At 66.8% G+C, this 19,523-nt stretch carries 16 protein-coding genes; 7 read left to right on the top strand and 9 right to left on the bottom strand.

Annotated elements, in window-relative coordinates:
- Positions 1-131 precede the first annotated feature (131 nt).
- On the top strand, positions 132-1,655 hold the full coding sequence (locus ABE505_RS01895; protein ID WP_346441733.1) for a peptide MFS transporter: 1,524 nt from the start codon (positions 132-134) through the stop codon (positions 1,653-1,655).
- A gap of 62 nt (positions 1,656-1,717) precedes the next feature.
- Here the strand turns inward: ABE505_RS01895 and ABE505_RS01890 are convergent, their stop codons facing one another.
- Positions 1,718-2,209, bottom strand: a complete 492-nt coding sequence (locus ABE505_RS01890; RefSeq protein WP_346441732.1) for a MarR family winged helix-turn-helix transcriptional regulator — start codon at positions 2,207-2,209, stop codon at positions 1,718-1,720.
- A 79-nt stretch (positions 2,210-2,288) separates the two neighbouring features.
- Between ABE505_RS01890 and hppD the strand changes: the two genes are divergently transcribed.
- From hppD to ABE505_RS01875, 3 genes are all read left to right on the top strand, one after another.
- Positions 2,289-3,395: a 4-hydroxyphenylpyruvate dioxygenase gene (hppD, locus tag ABE505_RS01885; RefSeq protein ID WP_346441731.1), complete on the top strand. Its 1,107-nt coding sequence runs from the start codon at positions 2,289-2,291 to the stop codon at positions 3,393-3,395.
- Positions 3,396-3,559: 164 nt separating this feature from the next.
- Entirely contained in the window at positions 3,560-4,879 is a 1,320-nt protein-coding gene (gene hmgA / locus ABE505_RS01880) for a homogentisate 1,2-dioxygenase (protein ID WP_346441882.1), read from the top strand.
- 160 nt (positions 4,880-5,039) lie between these two features.
- Positions 5,040-5,702, top strand: coding sequence for a lectin (locus tag ABE505_RS01875; RefSeq protein ID WP_346441730.1), 663 nt, complete (start codon positions 5,040-5,042; stop codon positions 5,700-5,702).
- 38 nt (positions 5,703-5,740) lie between these two features.
- Here ABE505_RS01875 and ABE505_RS01870 read toward each other — a convergent pair whose 3' ends face one another.
- Genes ABE505_RS01870 through ABE505_RS01845 form a run of 6 tightly spaced genes read right to left on the bottom strand, consistent with a single transcriptional unit; the run spans position 5,741 to position 11,549 of the window.
- Entirely contained in the window at positions 5,741-6,118 is a 378-nt protein-coding gene (locus tag ABE505_RS01870) for a Na+/H+ antiporter subunit G (RefSeq protein WP_346441729.1), read from the bottom strand.
- Positions 6,115-6,399, bottom strand: coding sequence for a K+/H+ antiporter subunit F (locus ABE505_RS01865; RefSeq protein ID WP_346441728.1), 285 nt, complete (start codon positions 6,397-6,399; stop codon positions 6,115-6,117). The genes ABE505_RS01870 and ABE505_RS01865 overlap by 4 nt, the downstream gene beginning before the upstream one ends.
- Positions 6,396-6,884 carry a Na+/H+ antiporter subunit E gene (locus ABE505_RS01860; RefSeq protein WP_346441727.1) on the bottom strand — a complete coding sequence of 163 codons (489 nt, stop codon included), beginning with the start codon at positions 6,882-6,884 and terminating at the stop codon, positions 6,396-6,398. Before ABE505_RS01860 ends, ABE505_RS01865 begins: the two co-directional genes overlap by 4 nt.
- Complete coding sequence (locus tag ABE505_RS01855) at positions 6,881-8,410, bottom strand: monovalent cation/H+ antiporter subunit D (protein WP_346441726.1); 1,530 nt, start codon at positions 8,408-8,410, stop codon at positions 6,881-6,883. Before ABE505_RS01855 ends, ABE505_RS01860 begins: the two co-directional genes overlap by 4 nt.
- Positions 8,407-8,772: a Na+/H+ antiporter subunit C gene (locus tag ABE505_RS01850; protein WP_346441725.1), complete on the bottom strand. Its 366-nt coding sequence runs from the start codon at positions 8,770-8,772 to the stop codon at positions 8,407-8,409. Before ABE505_RS01850 ends, ABE505_RS01855 begins: the two co-directional genes overlap by 4 nt.
- Positions 8,772-11,549, bottom strand: coding sequence for a monovalent cation/H+ antiporter subunit A (locus tag ABE505_RS01845; RefSeq protein ID WP_346441724.1), 2,778 nt, complete (start codon positions 11,547-11,549; stop codon positions 8,772-8,774). The genes ABE505_RS01850 and ABE505_RS01845 overlap by 1 nt, the downstream gene beginning before the upstream one ends.
- 176 nt (positions 11,550-11,725) lie before the next feature.
- On the opposite strand from ABE505_RS01845, the gene ABE505_RS01840 reads away from it, so the two are divergent.
- Positions 11,726-12,586 carry an NAD-dependent epimerase/dehydratase family protein gene (locus ABE505_RS01840; protein ID WP_346441723.1) on the top strand — a complete coding sequence of 287 codons (861 nt, stop codon included), beginning with the start codon at positions 11,726-11,728 and terminating at the stop codon, positions 12,584-12,586.
- Between the two features lie 10 nt (positions 12,587-12,596).
- Here the strand turns inward: ABE505_RS01840 and ABE505_RS01835 are convergent, their stop codons facing one another.
- Positions 12,597-13,091, bottom strand: a complete 495-nt coding sequence (locus ABE505_RS01835) for an Mpo1-like protein (protein WP_346441722.1) — start codon at positions 13,089-13,091, stop codon at positions 12,597-12,599.
- 228 nt (positions 13,092-13,319) lie between these two features.
- Here ABE505_RS01835 and ABE505_RS01830 point away from each other — a divergent pair, with 228 nt between their 5' ends.
- Positions 13,320-15,329: a serine hydrolase gene (locus ABE505_RS01830; RefSeq protein ID WP_346441721.1), complete on the top strand. Its 2,010-nt coding sequence runs from the start codon at positions 13,320-13,322 to the stop codon at positions 15,327-15,329.
- A gap of 474 nt (positions 15,330-15,803) precedes the next feature.
- Positions 15,804-18,668, top strand: a complete 2,865-nt coding sequence (locus ABE505_RS01825; protein WP_346441720.1) for a TonB-dependent receptor plug domain-containing protein — start codon at positions 15,804-15,806, stop codon at positions 18,666-18,668.
- A 370-nt stretch (positions 18,669-19,038) separates the two neighbouring features.
- Here ABE505_RS01825 and ABE505_RS01820 read toward each other — a convergent pair whose 3' ends face one another.
- Positions 19,039-19,497: a hypothetical protein gene (locus tag ABE505_RS01820; RefSeq protein WP_346441719.1), complete on the bottom strand. Its 459-nt coding sequence runs from the start codon at positions 19,495-19,497 to the stop codon at positions 19,039-19,041.
- Between the last annotated feature and the right edge of the window lie 26 nt (positions 19,498-19,523).

The raw sequence follows: 19,523 nt of genomic DNA, 5'->3' as shown, positions 1-19,523 counted from the left end.
CGGGTCGCGCGGAGTGGGTCGGGCGGCGTTGACGCCACGTTGACGCCCGGGCTCCGGGCTGGGATTCTCGCCGCTTCCCGGCGGTCGTGATCGTCCGGGTCGTCCCAGCTTCCCTTTATGCAAGGATCTCCATGAGCGCCGACGTCGTCGAGCCCAAAGTCGCGGCCGTACCGCCGCCGCCCGTCAATCCGCCCGAGTTCTCCCAGGTGCTTGGCCATCCACGCCCGCTGTGGATGCTCTTCATGTCGGAGTTCTGGGAACGCTTCGCGTTCTACGGCATCCGCTGGGCGATGGTGCTGTACATCGTCGCGCAGTTCCACGGCGGCGATGCGGCCGGCGAGCGGCCGGCGAGCGAGATGTACGGCGCGTACCTTGCGCTGGTCTATGCGGGCGCGATCTTCGGTGGCTATGTTGCCGACAAGCTGATCGGCTTCCAGCGCTCGATCCTGCTCGGCGCGATGTTCATGGCGCTGGGCCTGTTCATGCTGGCCTCGCCGAGCGAGCCGCTGTTCAAGCTGGGCCTGGCGACGATCATCGTCGGCAACGGCCTGTTCAAGCCGATTATCTCGACCATGGTCGGCAAGCTGTACATGCAGGGCGACGCGCGTCGCGATGCGGGCTTCACGATCTTCTACATGGGCATCAACATCGGCGCGATGATTGCGCCGGTGGTCACCGGCTGGCTGGCGCGCAAAGTGTTTGGCACCGACACCGACCCCCACTACCAGTGGGTGTTCATCGCCGCCGGCATCGGCATGGTGATCAGCCTGGTGTGGTTCTGGGCCGGCCGCAGTCAGCTCAAGGGCATCGGTCTTCCGGATCCGGGTCACGAAGGCCTCGGCCGCGTCGGCCTGGTCGCGCTGCTCGGCGCCGCCATCGGCGTCCCGCTGTTCTACTTCCTGCTCACCATCGATGCGAGCGCGCTGCAGGCGATCCTGATGGCCCTGTTCGTGGTGCCGGCGGTGATGCTGCTGGTCGAAGGCATCCGCGAGGGCAAGGTGGCGCGCGACAAGGTGATCGCGATGCTGATCATCTTCGTGTTCAACGTGTTGTTCTGGATGTTCTTTGAGCAGGCCGGCAGCTCGTTCACCTTCCTCGCCGATCGCATCGTCAATCGCGAATTCGGCAGCTGGACCTTCCCGCTGGAGTGGTTCCAGTCGGTGAACTCGATCGCCATCATCACCTTCGCGCCGATCATGGCCTGGATGTGGGTCAAGATGGGCCGCGCCAATCCGTCGATCCCGCGCAAGTTCGGTCTAGGCCTGATCTTCAACGGCCTGGCGTTCCTGCTGCTGATGATCGCGCTCAACAGCATGGTCGACGGCAACGGCAAGATCCCGTTCTGGACGCTGTTTGCGGTGTATGTGATCCAGTCGATCGGCGAGCTGTGCCTGTCGCCGATCGGGTTGTCGATGACGACCAAGCTGGCGCCCTCGCGCGTGGCTGGCATGGCGATGGGCTGCTGGTTCCTGTCGGTCGCGATCGGCAACAACCTGGCGGGCATCTTCGCCGGCCAGGTCAGCGGCGAAAGCGGCATGACCGCCGCCTCGGCGCAGGCCGGCTACACCTTCGGCTTCTGGGCGCTCGCCGGTGCCGGGGTGCTGCTGTTCGTGATCGCGCCGTTGGTCAACCGGCTGATGCACGGCGTGAAGTGATCGTTCGAACCGGATAGCGAACGGCGGCCTTCGGGCCGCCGTTTTCGTTTGCGCGCCGGCGATCAGCTGGCCAGCGCAGCCTCGAGTTTGTCCATCAGCCGCAGCAGCGTCGCGCGCTCGTCGGCATCGAGCGGGGCCATCACCCGCTGCTGGTACTCCAGCGCGAGCGGGGCCACGACGTCGTAGACCGCTTCGCCGGCGGGGCTGAGCGCGAGCACCGAGCGCCGGCGGTCGCTGTCGTGCATGCCGCGCAGCAGCAATTCGCGTTCGAGCAGCCGCGCGACCGCGCGGCTGACGGCGACCTTGTCCATCGCGGTGCGTTCGGCGACTTCGTTCGCTGACAGGCCGCGGTCGCGGCCAAGCACCGCGATCACCCGCCACTCGGTCACGCTGATGCCGAAACGCTCGGAATAGATGTCCGCCAGGCCGCGGCTGATGTGGTTGGTCAGCACGCTGAGCCGATAGGGCAGGAACGTCTCGAGGTCGAGGGTGGCGTGTTCATGGCTCTGGAGGGCCTGCCCGTCGCCAGCGACGGAGGTAACCGACTGCGTCATGGTGCGGTGCGCCTTGCAAGTGGTTGCAGTTGAAACTATAAACGGGCATCCAAGCCATCGTCACGCCACGGAGTATCCCATGAGCGCCCACGCACACACCGCCCCCAACCTGGGCATGGACGTCACCACGTTCGAGAATCCGATGGGCATCGACGGCTTCGAATTCGTCGAGTTCGCAGCCCCCGAAGGCCAGGCCGATGCCATGCACGCGTACTTCCGCAACATGGGCTTCACCGCGGTGCTCGAGCACACGTCGCGGCCGATCACGGTGTACCGCCAGGGCGGGGTGAACTTCCTGCTCAACGCCGACCCCGATTCGTTCGCCGCCGATTTCGCCAAGGCCCACGGCCCGTCGGCCTGCGGCTTCGCGATCCGTTTCAAGCGGCCGGCCGACGAGGTCTATGGACGTGTGCTCGAGAACGGCGGCGAGGCGGTGGGCGCGCGCGAATCCACCAAGGCGGTCGATGCGCCGGTCGTCAAGGGCATCGGCGACTGCATGCTCTATCTGGTCGATCGCTACGGCGCCGCCGGTTCGATCTACGGGGACGACTATGTGCCGGTCGAGGGCGCCGACCAGAATCCGACCGGGTTCGGGCTGACCTTCATCGACCATCTCACGCACAACCTCTACTTCGGCAACATGCAGAAGTGGTCGGATTACTACGAGAAGCTGTTCAACTTCCGCGAGATCCGTTACTTCGACATCAAGGGCAGCAAGACCGGCCTGGTGTCCAAGGCGATGACCGCGCCTGACGGCATCGTGCGCATCCCGCTCAACGAGTCGAGCGATCCGAAGTCGCAGATCAACGAGTACCTCGATGCGTACAAGGGCGAGGGCATCCAGCACATCGCCTGCTTCACCGACGACATCTACAGCTCGATCGAGAAGATGCGCGAGCACGGCATCACCTTCCTCGACACGCCCGACACCTATTTCGACGTGATCGACCAGCGCATTCCCGACCACGGTGAGGATGTGCCGCGGCTGCGCCGCAACAAGATCCTGATCGACGCCGATCCCGAGACCAAGCAGCGCAAGCTGCTGCAGATCTTTACCGAGAACGCGTTCGGTCCGATCTTCTTCGAGATCATCCAGCGCAAGGGCAACGAGGGCTTCGGCGAGGGCAACTTCCAGGCGCTGTTCGAGAGCATCGAGCGCGACCAGATGAAGCGCGGCGTGCTGTGACGCCGGGCGCTGGCGCACGGCGGGCGTCGGCGCACGGCATCGCATGACGGCCGAACGCCGACGACGGGTGTGCGCGACTTGACGCCATGCCCGTGCTGCGCGGTGATGGCAACGATCCTCCAGGTGAAGCGATGAACGCAACGATCGACGACACGATCATCCCGATGCCGCAGGCAGCGGCGCAGCCGCGCCCTGTGTCCGACTACATGTCCGGATTCGGCAATGAGTTCGCGACCCAGGCCGAACCCGGCACGCTGCCGGTCGGCCAGAACTCGCCGCAGCGGGTCGCGCACGGGCTTTATGCCGAGCAGCTGTCGGGCACTGCGTTCACCGCGCCGCGCGGCGAGAACCGACGCAGTTGGCTGTACCGCATCCGCCCGGCAGTGCTGCACGGGCGCTTCGTGCCGTTCGCGCAGCCGCGCTTCCACGACGGTTTCGATCGCGGTCCGGTGACGCCGGAACAACTGCGTTGGAGCCCGATCCCATTGCCCGAGACGCCGGTCGATTTCGTCGATGGTCTGTTCTCGATGGGCGGCAGCGGCGGCGCCGGCGCCTACGACGGCGTGGGCATCCACGTCTACGCGGCCAACGCATCGATGACCGACCGCTTCTTCTACAGCGCCGACGGCGAGTTGTTGCTGGTACCGCAGTTGGGCCGGCTGGTGGTGGCGACCGAGCTCGGCACGCTCGAGGTCGAGCCGCAGGAGATCGCGGTGATCCCGCGCGGCATCCGCTTCCGCGTCGAACTGCCTGACGGGGCGAGTCGTGGTTACGTGTGCGAGAACCAGGGGCGTGCGCTGCGCCTGCCCGACCTCGGCCCGATCGGGGCCAATGGCCTGGCCAACCCGCGCGATTTTCTGACCCCGGTCGCGCGCTACGAGGAGCTTGAGGGCGACTTCTCGCTGATCGCCAAGTTCCAGGGCCATCTGTGGCAGGCGCCGATCGGGCACTCGCCGCTCGACGTCGTCGGCTGGCACGGCAACTACGCGCCGTACAAGTACGATCTGCGCCGGTTCAACACGATCGGCTCGATCAGTTTCGACCACCCGGACCCGAGCATCTTCACCGTGCTCACCTCGCCCAGCGACACCCCCGGCACGGCCAATCTCGATTTCGCGATCTTCCCGCCGCGCTGGCTGGTGGCCCAGCATACGTTCCGGCCGCCGTGGTTCCACCGCAACGTCGCCAGCGAATTCATGGGTCTGGTGCACGGGCAGTACGACGCCAAGGCCGACGGCTTCTCACCCGGTGCCTGTTCGCTGCACAACTGCATGAGCGGCCACGGGCCGGACGCGGCCACGTTCGACAAGGCCAGCGCTGCCGATCTCTCCAGGCCCGACGTGATCGCCGACACGATGGCCTTCATGTTCGAGACCCGTGGTGTGCTGCGGCCGACCATGCAGGCGCTCGAAGCCGCGCATCGGCAGGCGGACTACCAGACGGTCTGGGCGGGCCTGGAGCGTCGGTTCGTCCCACCGCGTTAGCGCAGGACATCACGCCCGCCACGGCGGTGGATGGGCGGGCAGCAAGCGGCGGCAACAATGGGGTCAAGCCGGTGTCCTTCGGCCGCGGCAGCCGCACAGTTCGCAGCCCATTCACGCGGGCTCGCGGACGCTGGCGCGGTCTTTTTCCGTGGAGTGACCCATGAAGCAGACCCTGCCTGCCGTCGCCTTGCTGGCACTCGCGCTGTCCGCCTGCGGCGACCGCTCGCCAACGCCAGCCTCGGGCCCCCAGGCCGATGCCCAGACGCCGCAGGCTGCCGATCCTGCGCCTGCAGGCTCGCCGCCGATGCCGTCCGCAGGCACCGACGCGCCGTCGGCCCCCACGCAGGCGACGGGCACCAACATCCCGCAGGTGGTCGATGGGGTGATCACGTTCGACGGCTTCGGACCGGCGGCGTTCGGCAGCACTGAAGAGGAGGTGCGCATGTCCTGGGGCAATGACCTCGGCGACGCGGCGCCTTCGGAGCCGGGCGGCTGCTACATCCTCAAGCCGCAGCCGATCGGCACGACCGATTACCGGCTCGGCTTCATGATGGAGGGCGATCGCTTCGTCCGGATCGATGTCCGCAACGCGGGCTACACCGCCCCGGGCGGCGGCAAGGTCGGCATGGATCGGGCCGAGATCGTGCGCCTGTACAACGGACGCGTCGAAGCCTCGCCGCACAAGTACGTGGAGGGCGCGCAGACATTGCGTGTCGCCGAAGGCGACAAGGCCCTGGTGTTCGAGACCGATGCAGCCGGCAAGGTCACCGAATGGCGCATTGGTGTGCCGCCGCAGATCGACTACCTCGAAGGCTGCGGCTGAAGCCGCGTCCCTCGCCCAAAGGCGCGGCTGACGGAGGCTCAGTCGCGCTCGGGCGGCGCTGGATCGTCGTCGTCGACCACGCGCTGGTTCGCATCCGGCGTGCGCTCGGGGTGCGGTGGCCGGTTGTCCATCAGCGACAGCGCGGCGCGCGACATCAAGTGCGCGCTGATCGGTGCGGTCAGGAACAGGAACACGGTGATCAGCAGTTCGCGCGGGTGGACGCCGCTCTCGTTGACCGAATGGTAGAGGATCGAGGCGAACAGGATGCAGCCCACGCCCAGCGTGCTGGCCTTGGCCGGCCCGTGGACGCGCTGAAAGAAGTCGCGCAGCTTGAGCAGTGCGATCGCACCGAGCAAGGTGAAGAAGCAACCCACCAGCAGCAACAGCGCGATGACGAGGTCGAGGACGATGTTCATTCCACGACGTCCCGGCGGATCACGTACTTGCTGAGCACCACGGTCCCGACGAAGCCAAGCATCGCGATGATCAGCGCCGCTTCGAAATAGATCTCGGTGTCCATCAGCATGCCGAACAGGATGAGCTGGGCAATTGAGCTGACGTAAAGCGTGTCGAGCGCGAGGATGCGATCGGGCGCGGTGGGCCCGCGCAGCAGACGCCAGGCCGACAGCAGCATCGCGATGCCGACCAGATGCATGCCGGCGATGATGGCCAGCTCGATCAGGGGATTGCCGTTCATGGGAAGATCTCCCGCAGCGGGGCCTCGTAGCGGTCCTTGATCTCGGCGACCAGCGCCTCGGGATCGTTGGTGCTCAGGCAGTGGATCAACAGAAACCGGCGGTCTTCCGACAGTTCCGCGGACACGGTTCCGGGCGTCAGCGTGATCAGGCTGGTGAGCGCGGAGATGCCGTGGATGTTGGTCAGGTCCAGCGGCAGCCAGACGAACTGGGAGTTGAGCTTGTCGCGAGGGCCGAGCACCTGCCGGGCCACAGTCATGTTGGCGACCACGATGTCCCACAACACGCGCGCGGCCAGGGCCCAGACGCCGCGCAATCTGCCGAGTTGGGCGAACTCGCGTTCCATCCGCGAGGCCAGCAGCGGCATCAGCCAAGCCAGCAGCAGCGCCATGACGATGTTGGCCGGGCTGAAGTCCTCAGCCATCAACAGCCAGAACAGAAAGACGGTCAGACTTTGCGGGATCGACGGCAGCAAACGGCGCTTCATCGCGAGGGCTCCCGGATCAACGGCGTGGTTCCGCCGACGCGTTCGATGGTCGCGCTGGTGTCGAGCAACTGGTCGGCGGTCGCCTCGGTGTAGCGCAGCAATGGACCTGCGAAGACGGTCATCGCAACACCGTAGGCCAGCAGCAACGTGGTCGCGGCGATCTCGGTCCGGCGCAGGGGCATCGCAGCGGTCCCCTCGGGCGCCGGATCGACACGCCAGAACAACCGAGTGCCACTGCGCGACAGACCGATGATTGCCATCAGGCTGCTGCCCAGGATCGCGGCCCAGACCCAGCCGATGACCGATTCGGGGACCGAGTTGAGCAATTGCAGCTTGCCGATGAAGCCCGACAACGGCGGCAGGCCGGTGACCGAGATCGCCGCGACCAGGAACAGCAGCGCCGGCACGGTCTTGCCAGGCATCGAGGCGATCGGCATCAGATAGTCGCCGGTGCTGCCACGGTGGCGCTGGATGATGTCGGCCAGCAGGAACAGCGCCGCGGTCACGAACACGCTGTGCGGCAGGTAATACAAACCGGCGGAGATGGCGCCACGGTTGGCGAGCGCGAATGCGACGAACAGCATGCCCGCCGACAAGAGCACCAGATACGCCACGCCGATGCGCAGTCGTGGCGCGCCGACCACGCCGAGCGCGGCCAGGACCATCGTTGCCGCGCCGGCCGGCAACAGCCATGGCCAAGCGAGGTCGGCCAGCAGGCCGGCATCGGCGCCGAACACCAGCGTGAACACGCGCAGGATCGCGTACAGCCCCACCTTGGTCATGATGGTGAACAGCGCCGCCACCGCTGCCGGTGCCCGCGCGTAGGCCTCCGGCAACCACAGGTACAGCGGCAGCAGCGCGGCCTTGGCGCAGAACACCAGTAGCAGCAGGCCGGCGCCAGCGCGCACCAGTGGCGCGGTCTCAGGCGGCACCTGTGCCACGCGGACTGCCATCTCGGCCATGTTCAACGTCCCCAGCAGGCCGTAGAGCAGTCCGAGCGCGAGCAGAAACACGGTCGATGCCGCGATGTTGAACACCACGTAGTGCATGCCGGCCTTGATCCGCGCACCGCGCGCGCCGCTCAGCAGCAGGCCGTAGGAGGCGATCAGCATCACCTCGAAGAACACGAACAGGTTGAACAGGTCGCCGGTCAGGAACGAGCCGTTGAGGCCCGCGAGTTGGACCTGGAACAAGGCATGGAAGTGCAGCGCGCGCTTGTCCCACCCGGCGCAGGCGTAGAGCAGGCACGGGATGGCAAGCAACGTGGTGGTCATCACCATCATCGCCGAGAGGCGATCGACCATCAGCGCGATGCCCAGTCGCGCAGGCCAGTCGCCGAGCAGGTAGACCAGCATCTCTTCGCGCTGGACCTGCAGCAGCAGCGCGATGCTGACCGCCAGCAGCACTGCCATGCCCAGCCACGCCCACAGCCGCAGTGTCGAGGCGCGATGTCGGCGCTCGAGCAGCAACAGCAAGGCGCCGGTGATCAGCGGCACCAGGATCGGCGCGATCGCGATGTGGTTCATCGCCCACCTCCGCGCTGCTCGCTGTCGGGTTCTTCGCCGTCGACATGGTCGGTGCGCAGGTCCGAATGCTCGCGCATCGCGATGACCACGGTTACAGCGGTCATCGCGAACGCGATCACGATCGCGGTCAGCACCAGCGCCTGCGGCAGTGGATCGGTGTAGCTGGCCAGCGTTTCGGGAATACCGTCGCCGAGCACCGGCGGCTTGCCGACCACGATGCGGCCGGACGAGAAGATCAACAGGTTGGTGGCGTACGAGAGCAACGTCAGTCCGAGGATGACGTCGAACGTGCGTGCGCGCAGCAGCAGGTACACGCCCGAGGCGGCAAGCACGCCGATGGCGCTGGCGATCGCAAATTCCATCAGGGCGTCTCCTCGCCGGCCTGGCGTTGCTTGACCGTGCCCATCGTCGAGAGCATCAGCAGCGTGCCGGCGAACACCACGACGTAGACGCCGGTGTCGAACACCAGCGCGCTCGCCAGGGGCAGCATGCCCACGACCGGCAACGTCACATCGATATGGCCGCTGGTGAGGAACGGCAATCCGAACCACCATGAGCCCACGCCGCCGATCACCGCCAGCAGCAGGCCGATGCCGATGCCGCGCAGGTAGTCGAAGCCGAAGGTGGCCTCGACCGCACGCGCGCCCTGCAGGACGTACTTCACCAGCACCGGCACCGCGAACACCAGGCCGGCGATGAACCCGCCGCCTGGGGCGTTGTGCCCGCGCAGGAACAGATAGATCGAGACCGTGAGCGCCAGCGGGAACAGCAACTGGGTGAGGTCGGCCGCGATGGGCAGATGCACCGGCGGGCCGGGCATCACCTCGTCGGGCTGCAGCCGCGCCCAGCGCAGCAGGGCATGCACCACCAGTGCCGCGGTGCCGAATACGGTGATCTCGCCGAAGGTGTCGAAGCCGCGGAAGTCGACCAGGATCACGTTGACGACATTGCGTCCGTAGGCCTCGGGTAGCGAGCGCACCAGCAACTCGCCAGAGATCGTGTCCACCGGCGCCATCATCATCGCGTAGGCCAGCGTCGCCAGTCCGCCGCCGGCGACCAGCGAGATCGCGACGTCGCGTACCTTGCGCAGGGGCGTGCGCGCGACCTTCGACTGCTTGGGCAGGTAATTGAGCGCCATCATCATCAGCGCAATGGTGACCATCTCCACCAGCAACTGGGTCAGCGCCAGATCCGGCGCCGAGAGATAGACGAACATCAGGCTCACGGCCAGGCCCACCGCACCGATGACGATCAGCGCGGTCAGCCGCTTGCCATGCACCAGCACCGTGCCGATCGACGCGGCCACCAGCAGCGCCCACAGGATCCAGCCGATCGGAGGCATGGTCTGCGAGCCGGGCGCGGCGGACACGATCGCGCCGATTTCGCCGACGAGCGGCCAGCCGGCGAGCAGCAACGCGACCAGCAGCAGGCCCAGCAGGCTGCGCTGCAGCCGGCCATTGGCCACGCGGGCGGTGAACGCGCGCGCCAGCGAGAACAGCCGTTCGATGTTGACGTGGAACACGTGGCGGCCGATCGACCGGGTGACCACCGCATGGAAGTCGAGCAGCCGGCGCAGGCCGAAGTACAGCGCCACGCCCAGCACCAGGCTGGCCACGCTCATCAGCAGCGGCAGGTTCACCCCGTGCCAGACCGCAAGACTGAACGCAGGCGCGGCATCGCCGAGCGTGCCGGCGACCATCGTGCGCAGCAGCGGCTGCACCGTCAGTGCCGGCACGATGCCGACCACGACGCACAGCACGGCCAGCACGCCGACCGGGATACGCATCCAGCGCGGCGGCTCGTGCGGCACCACGTCCAGCGCGCGCGGCCCGTTGCCGAAGAACGTGTCGTGGACGAAGCGCAGGCTGTAGGCGATGCCGAACACGCCGGCGAGCAGCGCCGCGACGCTGATGACCAACCGCATCGTGCCGTGGCCGCCGATCTCCAGTGCCTCGGCGAAGAACATCTCCTTGGACAGGAAGCCGTTGAGCAACGGAATGCCGGCCATCGCCAATGACGCGACGATCGCCAGCGCGCTGGTCATCGGCATCAAGCGCCGCAGGTTGCCGAGCCGGCGCATGTCGCGGGTCCCGGCCTCGTGGTCGATGATGCCCGCCGCCATGAACAGCGAGGCCTTGAACATGGCGTGGTTGAGGATGTGGAACAGCCCGGCGACCACGGCCATGTCGGTCGACAGGCCGAACAGCAATGTGATCAGGCCCAGGTGCGAGATCGTCGAGTAGGCCAGCAGCCCCTTGAGGTCGTGCTGGAAGATCGCGAACCAGGCGCCGACCAGCAGCGTCGTCGCGCCGACGCCAGTGACGACGTAAAAGAACAGGTCGGTGCCCGCCAGCGCGGGGTGCAGCCGCGCGAGCAGGAACACACCCGCTTTGACCATCGTCGCCGAGTGCAGATAGGCCGACACCGGCGTGGGCGCAGCCATCGCCTGCGGCAGCCAAAAATGGAACGGGAACTGCGCGCTCTTGGTGAACACGCCCAGCAGCACCAGGGCCAGCGCCGCCGGGTAGAGGTGGCTGGCACGGATCGTGTCGCCGGCGGCGAGCACCGCATCGAGGTCGTAGCTGCCGACGATGCGCCCGATCAGCAGCACGCCGCCCAGCAGCGCCAGACCGCCCAGGCCGGTGATCGTCAGCGCCATGCGCGCGCCCTGGCGGGCGTCCTGGCGATGCGACCAGAACCCGATGAGCAGGAACGAGCTGATCGAGGTCAGTTCCCAGAACACCGCCAGCAGCAGCAGGTTGCCGGCCAGGACCATGCCCAGCATCGCGCCCATGAACAGCAGCAGGTAGGTGAAGAAGCGTCGCGGGCTGTCCTTGAGCGACAGATAGTAGGCGCCGTAGAGCACCACCAGACCGCCGATGCCCAGCACCATCAGCGCAAACGTCCAGGCCAGCCCGTCCATGCGCAGGCTGAAGTCGAGCCCGGCCTCGGGGATCCATGCGTATCCGGTGCGCAGGATCGTGCCGTCGAACACGTCGCCGGCCGCTGCCGCCAATATCGCCAGTCCCAGCAACGGCACAGAGCCGGCGAGCCAGGCGGTGGTGCGACGCGACGCGTGCGCCGAGAGGGCGACGACGAGCGCCAGCACGAAGGGCAGGGCCAACAACAGTTCGAGCATCGGACTCCTTGTGGAGGCGGTCGGCCAGAAAGCCGGCGGAGCGCGCAAGGGCCGAGCAGTCTAACCGATACGCGCGAACAGTTCGTGGATTTTGCCGGCTATGCTGTGAGGATGTCAGCATGCTCCGTGCCGTTCGCGTCCTCCCGGCGCCGATCGCCTCTTCAGGGCGGGCGGACATGAACAGGCGTGCGCTGGTGTTCGGCGGCAGTGGCGCGATCGGGCGCGCGCTGGTGGTGCGACTCATTGCCACTGGCTGGTCGGTCGACGCGGTCTCCCGCGAGGCCCGTCCACCACAACCGGACCTGCGCTGGCACTTGGGCGGCTTTCAGGCGATGCCGGCGTTGACCGGACGCTTCGATGCCATCTTCAGCTGCGGACCGCTGGACCACTTCTCGGCCTGGTACGCGGCTGTCGCACCCGACTGCCCGCGCGTGGTGGCGTTCGGATCGACCAGCGATGCGACCAAGCAGGCCGCGGCCGACCCCGACGAGCGCGCGCTGGCCGCACGCCTGCGCGAAGCCGGCGCGCGATTGTTCGCCGCTGCCGGAGATCGGGGGGCGGCCGCGACGCTGTTGCGCCCAACCTTGATCTATGGGCCTGGCAGCGCGCACAACCTGGGGCGGGTGGTCGCGCTCGCGCGCCGTCGCGGCCTCTTCGTGCTGCCGTCCGATGCGCATGGCCTGCGCCAGCCCGTGCATGCCGACGATTTGGCGGCCGCGGCGCTGGCTGCGGTCGATGCGTCGTCCGCCGCCGGCCAGGCCTACGCCTTGCCCGGCGGCGAGACGTTGCGCTACCGCGACATGGTCGCGCGCACGTTGGCCGTCCTCGTACCACGGCCGCGGTTGTTGTTACTGCCCGCGCCGTTGTTCGGGGTGGCGCTGCGGCTGGCGCATCGTGCCGGCCAGTTGCAGGGGTTGCCGGCAGGTGCGGTGGCGCGGATGCGCGAGGATCTGGTGTTCGATCCCGGCCCGGCGCAGGCCGCGTTCGGCTACGCGCCGCGGCCGTTCCTGCCCGACGCGTCGATGTTCCCGGACTGAGCGGCCGCTCTCAGTACCGCCAGCCGAGCCGCCGATACAGCTTGGCCAGCACCCACGCCGGCCCGATCAGCAGATAGCGCAGGTCGGTCAGGAAGCTCGGTTTGCGGGCCTCGAACCACCGGCTGTGGCCGATGAACTGGGCGATCCATGCCACGACGAACACCGCTGCGCCCAGCGCCAGCAGTCCCTGCGTGCCGAGTGTGCGATGCAGCCAGGCGGTGCCCGCGGCCATCGCCACGAAGAGTGCGAGCATGCCCAGACCCAGCGGGCGCGACACGCGTTGGTAGAACAGCCAGGCACCGAACATCGCCAGGGCGGCCCAGGCGCCGTGGCGGAAGAACGGGCCTGGCGGCAGACACCACAGCAGGGCCACCACGCTCCACAGAATCGCCGGGACGGCGACGACATGGATCCGCTGGTTGGCGGCGTTGCGGTGATCGGCCGAGTAATGCGCGAACCAGTGCTCGATCGGGCGCAGGCCCTCGTCACCGTGTGTCGTGTCCATCGTGGCTCCCGAATGCCGTGGTGCGGGATCATCTTCGCAGAATGCGGTGCGCCGATGCCGTCCTCCAGTGCGATGTACGGGTGTCCGCCTGGCACCTGCAGTCGCATTCTCCCGATCGGGCACTCCGCGCCGGAAATCGAAAACATTTTCCGATCAGGCTTGACTTGGCCGGTTCAGGGCGAGAGAGTCGGTGGGCTGTCTCGCGTCCGTCCCGTCGAGGTGCCTCCGATGCCCGGTTCGTTGCGTGTGCGATCGTTGCTGGCCTGCGTGCTGCTGTGCACCTCCGCGTTCGCCCAGACGGGGCCTGCGCCAGTCCCCCCGACGGCGGTCCCCGAGTCGAGGGCGGCTGTCGACACGCCCCCAGCCGCCGACGGGGCCCAGGCCCTGACCGGGACCGACGTGACGGCCTGGCTCGACGGGTTCATGCCCTACGCGCTGGCGCGTGGGAACATCGCCGGCGGTGTGGTCACTGTGGTCAAGGATGGCGAGATCATCGCCAAGCGCGGTTACGGCTACGCCGATGTCGCCAAGCGCCAGCCCGTGGATCCGGATGCCACGCTGTTCCGACCCGGCTCGGTCTCCAAGCTGTTGACCTGGACGGCGGTGATGCAGCAGGTCGAGGCCGGGCGCCTGGATCTGGATGCCGACATCAACGATTACCTCGACTTCCGGGTGCCGACGCGCGGAACGCCGATCACGCTGCGCCACCTGATGACCCACACTTCCGGGCTGGAGGAGCGGGTCAAGAACCTGATGACCACCGAGGCGCAGGCGCGCGCGGGCAAGACCGAGCTTGGTGCCTACCTCAAGGCCTGGGTGCCCGGCCAGATCTTCGAGCCTGGCTCGGTGCCGGCGTACTCCAATTACGCGACCAGCCTGGCGGGCTACATCGTCGCGCGGGTCAGTGGCGAGTCGTTCGACGACTACATCGAGCGGCATGTCCTGCAGCCGTTGCGGATGACCCGTTCGAGCTTCCGCCAGCCGCTGCCGGACGAACTGGCGGGGCTGATGTCGCGCGGCTACAAACTGGCTTCGGACGAACCCGGCGGTTACGAAGTCGTGCCGTCGGCGCCGGCTGGCGCCCTGGCGGCCACCGGCAGCGACATGGCGCGCTTCATGATCGCGCACCTGGAGACCGCGGCCGGCCGCGATTCTCCGTTGCTCAAGGCCGCGACCGCGGCGCAGATGTACACGCCGCAGACTCGCTTCGTGTCGCCGCTGCGGACCATGGCGCTGGGCTTCTACGAGATCGACCTCAACGGGCAGCGGGTGCTCGGACACGGCGGCGACACGATCTTCTTCCACTCGTATCTGTATCTGTTCCGCGACCAGGGCGTCGGTGTCTTCGTGTCGGTCAACAGCACCGGCGCCGATGGCGCGACCGGCGTGATCCGCAGCGAACTGCTCGAAGGCTTCGCCGACCGTTACTTCCCCGCACAGCCGCCGCAGCCGGTCCAGGTCGATCTCGAGACTGCGAAGGCGCAGGCACGGCTGCTCGCCGCGGGCCATTACTTGAATTCGCGCCGCAGCGAGTCGGGCTTCATGCGTCTGATGCAGCTCCAGCAGGTCCAGCTCGTGGACCACGGCGACGGTTCGGTCGGATTCCCGATGTTCTCCGGCACCGATGGCCAGCCGAGCCGCTTCTATCCGGTGGCGCCATTCGTCTGGCGCACGCTGGATGGCAAGCAGCGCTTGGCCGCCGTGGTCGAGGCGGGCGAGGTCACCGCGTTCTCGGTCGATGCGATCTCGCCGTTCATGCTGTTCCAGCGCGTCGAGGGCTATCGCTCGGGCGCGTGGCTGGTGCCGGTGCTGGGCGTGTCGTTCGCGGTGCTGGTGCTCAGTGCATTGGCCTGGCCGCTGAGCGCCTTGGTGCGGCGCCGCTATCGCCTAGCGCTGCCGTGGCCGCCGCGCACCGTGCGCGCGTACCGGGCCAGCCGCGCCGCGAGCTGGCTGGTGCTGGTGAGCTGGGTCGGCTGGATCGGCTTGATCGCCTGGTTCATGGCCGACTACTTCCGGATCAACGACGGCCTCAATGGTGGGGTCCTGGCGCTGAGCGCGCTGTCGGTCGTGGCGATCGCCGCCGGGGTCGCAACGTCGGTGTGGAACCTGCGCGAGACCTGGCGCGGCGGACGCGGCTGGCCGGCACGGCTGTGGGCGGGCTTGCTGCTGATCGCGATGCTCGCGACCAGCTATGCCGCCGTGATCAGCGGCCTGGTGGCCTTCGTCACCGACTTCTGACCTCAGGATGGGGGCAGCCTGCGCGTCGGTTCCCTAGATCGGTCGAGTCGTGCCGCCCCGATGGCATGGGCATGCGCGCTCCTGAAGGCCGCATACGGCCCCGGACCACTTTCCTCATCGGGGCGCAGCGCCCGGCGCGCTGCGCGCGCCGGTCCGCCTTTAGTCGACGACGATGCCCGCCAACCGCTGCAGGGCCTGGGCGTCGCAAAACACAGTAGATCTGGCATTCACGGCTTAACGTAAGTTCGAGCGCGTGGGGCCAGCGCGTTGACCGCGACCAAGAGCGTTGCGTTGATTATTGTGCGGCGCGTCATAATTCGCCAGATTGCGCAAAGGCACTGTCTTGCCAGTGCAATATTGATGGTAGTTTCGGCAATGGCGGCATTGGGCCGCCAATCGCGAGGGGCCTGTCAAGGACGCACCGGGGGGGGCTCCATCGTCCGACCACGTATCACTCGAATGGGGATAAACGAGATGTCGAATCGCGCCGTTTCCGCGCGTCGCCACCGTCTTTCGGTGGCGCTCGCAAGTGCAGTGTGCTGTGCAACCAGCATGTCAGCGACCGCTCAAGACACCACATCCGCTCCAGCCACCTCCCCCGCCACGCTGGACGCGGTGATCGTGACTGGTACGCGCATCCGTAGCCAGACGATGACCGCCGCCAGCCCGGTCGCCGAGATCCAAGCCGAGGAGTTCCGCTACACCGGCGCGACGAAAGTCGAGGACCTCGTCAATCAGTATCCGCAACTGGGGTTCACGAGCGGCTTCGACAACTTCCAGAACAACCCGTCTCAGGGCTACGCGACCGCGTCACTGCGTGATCTTGGCGCGCAGCGCACCTTGTCGCTGGTGAACGGTCGCCGCATTCCAAAGGGGCTGGGAGAGACGCCGGATCTGAGCATCATTCCCTCGGCCCTTGTGCGTCGCGTCGATGTCCTTTCGGGAGGCGCATCCGCCGTTTACGGCTCCGACGCGGTCGCAGGCGTGGTCAATTTCGTGCTCGACGACGATTTCGAGGGCGTCAACGTCAACGTGGGGTATTCGGCGTTCCAGCACAAGAACGATAACCACTACATGCGTGGCCTCATGGACAAGGTGGGATACGACTATCCGACCGGGGGCTCTGGGTTCGACGGTATCTCGCAGAACATCGACCTGTCGATTGGTGGGCGCTTCGGCGAAGGCGGTCATGCGATCGCCTGGGCGACCTGGCGGGAGAACAAGGCGCTGCTCCAGGGCGACCGGGATTACTCGTCCTGCGCTTTGAACGATGCGGGCACGGCCTGCGGTGGTTCGAGCGGTGCCGATCCAGCGAACTTTACCGTGCTCGCGCCATCGCTTCCTGGAGGCAATACCCAGGCCCACCTCGGGCCGGACAGTGTCTGGACACCCGGATTCGGGGCACTCTACAACTACGCGCCAGTGAATTACTACCAGCGCCCGGATACACGGTATACGGCCGGTACACGCATCAAGTACCAGATCAACGAGCACGTGCAGCCATACTTGGAAGCGATGTTCGTCAACCGTCGAAGCGCCACTCAGATAGCGCCGAGCGGCACATTCAACACGGATGTCGACGTTGCTTGCGATAACGGAATCATCGGCACGTTGTGCAGTGATCTGGGCATCACCGATGATGCGATCACCGTGCTGGTCAACAAGCGCAACGTGGAGGGTGGTCCACGAGCGACCAACCAGGAAACGACGAGCTATCGCATCACCGCGGGCCTGGGTGGCGCGATCAACGAAGACTGGACCTACGATGCATCGTTTACCTACAACCGAAGCTCGGTGAAGGACGAAAGCGTCAACGACTTTGTCACCGACCGCGTACGGTCCGCTTTACTCGGCTGTCCGCCCGGCTCATTCAGCGGCTGCACGTTCTACAACGTGTGGCAGGACGCGGTTACCAAGGAGGCGGCGGAAGCGCTTCAGGGCGTCGGCCTCGTCAACTACGTGACCTCAATGAAGGTCTTCAACGCCTACGCGTCCGGAAGCCTTGGGGTCGGCCTACCGTGGGCGAATCAGCCGATCAGCTTGGTGCTGGGCTACGAGCGCCGGCAGGAAACGTACGAACGCACGCCCGATTCCAATATGGCCACCAACAACTTCACCGGCCTCGGAGGGCCTACCACAGCGGTGGCCGGCGACCTGACTGTCGACGAATTCTTTCTGGAAAGCGCGTTGCCTTTGCTCTCGGACGCAGGTTCGCTCGACGGCCTCGATCTGGAGTTGGGCTATCGCTACTCCGACTACAGCACGTCCGGTGGCGTGAACACCTGGAAGGCCGGCCTGGGCGCAAAGTTCGCCGATGGTCGCTTCCTGTTGCGCACGGGCTGGAATCGGGCGATCCGGGCTGCCGGCATCACCGAGCTCTACGAAAACCAGAGTATCGGTCTTTGGGGTGGATCGGACCCCTGCGCAGGATCGGCGCCCACCTGGACCGCCGAACAATGCGCGCTGACCGGGGTGGCGCCGAGTCAGTACGGTTTCGTGCCGGACAATCCCGCAGGCCAGTACAACCTCCTTGGAGGCGGCAGTCTCAATCTTGATCCTGAGACCGCGGATACATGGACAATCGGGTTTGCTGCAGCGCCTATCGAGGGTCTGAACTTGAGCCTCGATTACTATCGGATCGAGCTCAAGGACGCAATCACGAGCATCGGACCTTCGGTCATTCTGGACCTGTGCGCGCGTGGGCAGTCCGAGATGTGCGGGCTCGTTCGTCGCAATCCGAGGACCGGTGATCTGTGGTTGGGCAGCGATCCCGAAAGCTCGGGATTGGTCGTCGATACCCTGGGCAATTTCGGCAGTTTTGACTTCAGCGGTATCGATCTCACGGCGTCCTACGCTTGGCCGGTCGGCCCCGGGCGGCTGACCACCTCGCTGGTGGGTACCTACCTGCTGGAGCAGACCAAGCAGCCGGTCGCCGAGGACGCGTCCACTGCCTACGACTGCGCCGGCCGGGTCAACGAGGCCTGCAATGCGCCCGAATGGCGCCATGTGGCCAGCGCCCGGTATGCGTTCGACCGCTATGGCGTGGGTCTGCGCTGGCGCTATGTCGGGGGGTTGGACTACGTCAATAACGACGGGACGCCGGGAACCACCGATAAGCTTCTGGTCAATCGTGGCAACCGGGTGGGCAGCTACAACTACATCGATCTGAGCGGGTCGGTGGAGCTGTGGGACGTCGCGACGTGGACCGTAGGCGTCAACAACGTGTTCGACAAGGAGCCGCCGCTGGTCGGAGGTACCTTGGTGTTGAATGGCAATTCGCTCGGAGGCTACGACCAGGCGGGACGCTTCTTCTTCACCAGCCTGAGCTTCCGTTTCTAGTCGACCGGGGCGGCGGCGGGCAAGACGCCTGCCGTCGCCCCCTCGGACGACGGACGCGGCGAGACATGGGGTGGACGCAGTACGGGCCGCGCTGGGCATGGCCGGCCCGTGCGCTGTGGCCATGAGGCCAGGGCCAGGCGCTTGAGCGCCTGGCATCAGTGCATGGCTGTTTCGGCACGCGGGTCGAGTCGAATCGGCGATCGAGAGGCATCCGCACGGCGCCCGGATCGACGCAGGCGCACGACTTCGTTGCCCGCCGTCGCGGGTGTTGGATCCAGCATGAGCGCCTGCTTCGAGGCTTTTCGGGCATCAAGCCTCTGTCGGTGCTGCCTGCGGCGCGCTCAGCGCGGCGCGATTCAGCCCATCGACGTCAATGCAATCGGCGGGCGCGAAGCGAGACGCCTGCCGGGGTGCGCAGCATGTAACCGCCCATCGCACCTCTTCTAATCGACACCGCTTCGCCCGGCGTCAACGGGCCGCGTGCGGTGACTTCGGTCAGTGTCCAGACTTGGCCGTTGTCGAGGGCGACCGTTCGTCGGTCCCCGAGGTCGTCCACCGCTACCACACGCGCCTCGATCCGGTCCGACATCGAGTCACGCTCGCGAGGCGGCAGTGGCAGACCGAAGGCCTCGCCATGCAGGGCCTCCGCCGGGGCGGCGCCGAAGACCGGTGGGAAGGCTCGGTCATAGCATGCCAGCCGTGCGACCGCGTCGGCGAGATGGCTGCAGCTCAAATCCGGTGGCGGCGACGAGGTGGCCGGGCCAGCAGCAGCGGCCGCTGTGCCACAGAGCGAGAGCAGCCAACCGGCCGCCAGGACATCGGCACGCATGATTCTCCGCTTCCGCTTGGGAGAAG

This window comes from Luteimonas sp. TWI382 (assembly GCF_039674545.1).
In the GTDB taxonomy this organism is placed as follows: Bacteria; Pseudomonadota; Gammaproteobacteria; order Xanthomonadales; family Xanthomonadaceae; genus Luteimonas.
The sequence above is the reverse complement of the archived record's forward strand: the minus strand, read 5'-3'. Positions and strand labels throughout refer to the sequence as shown.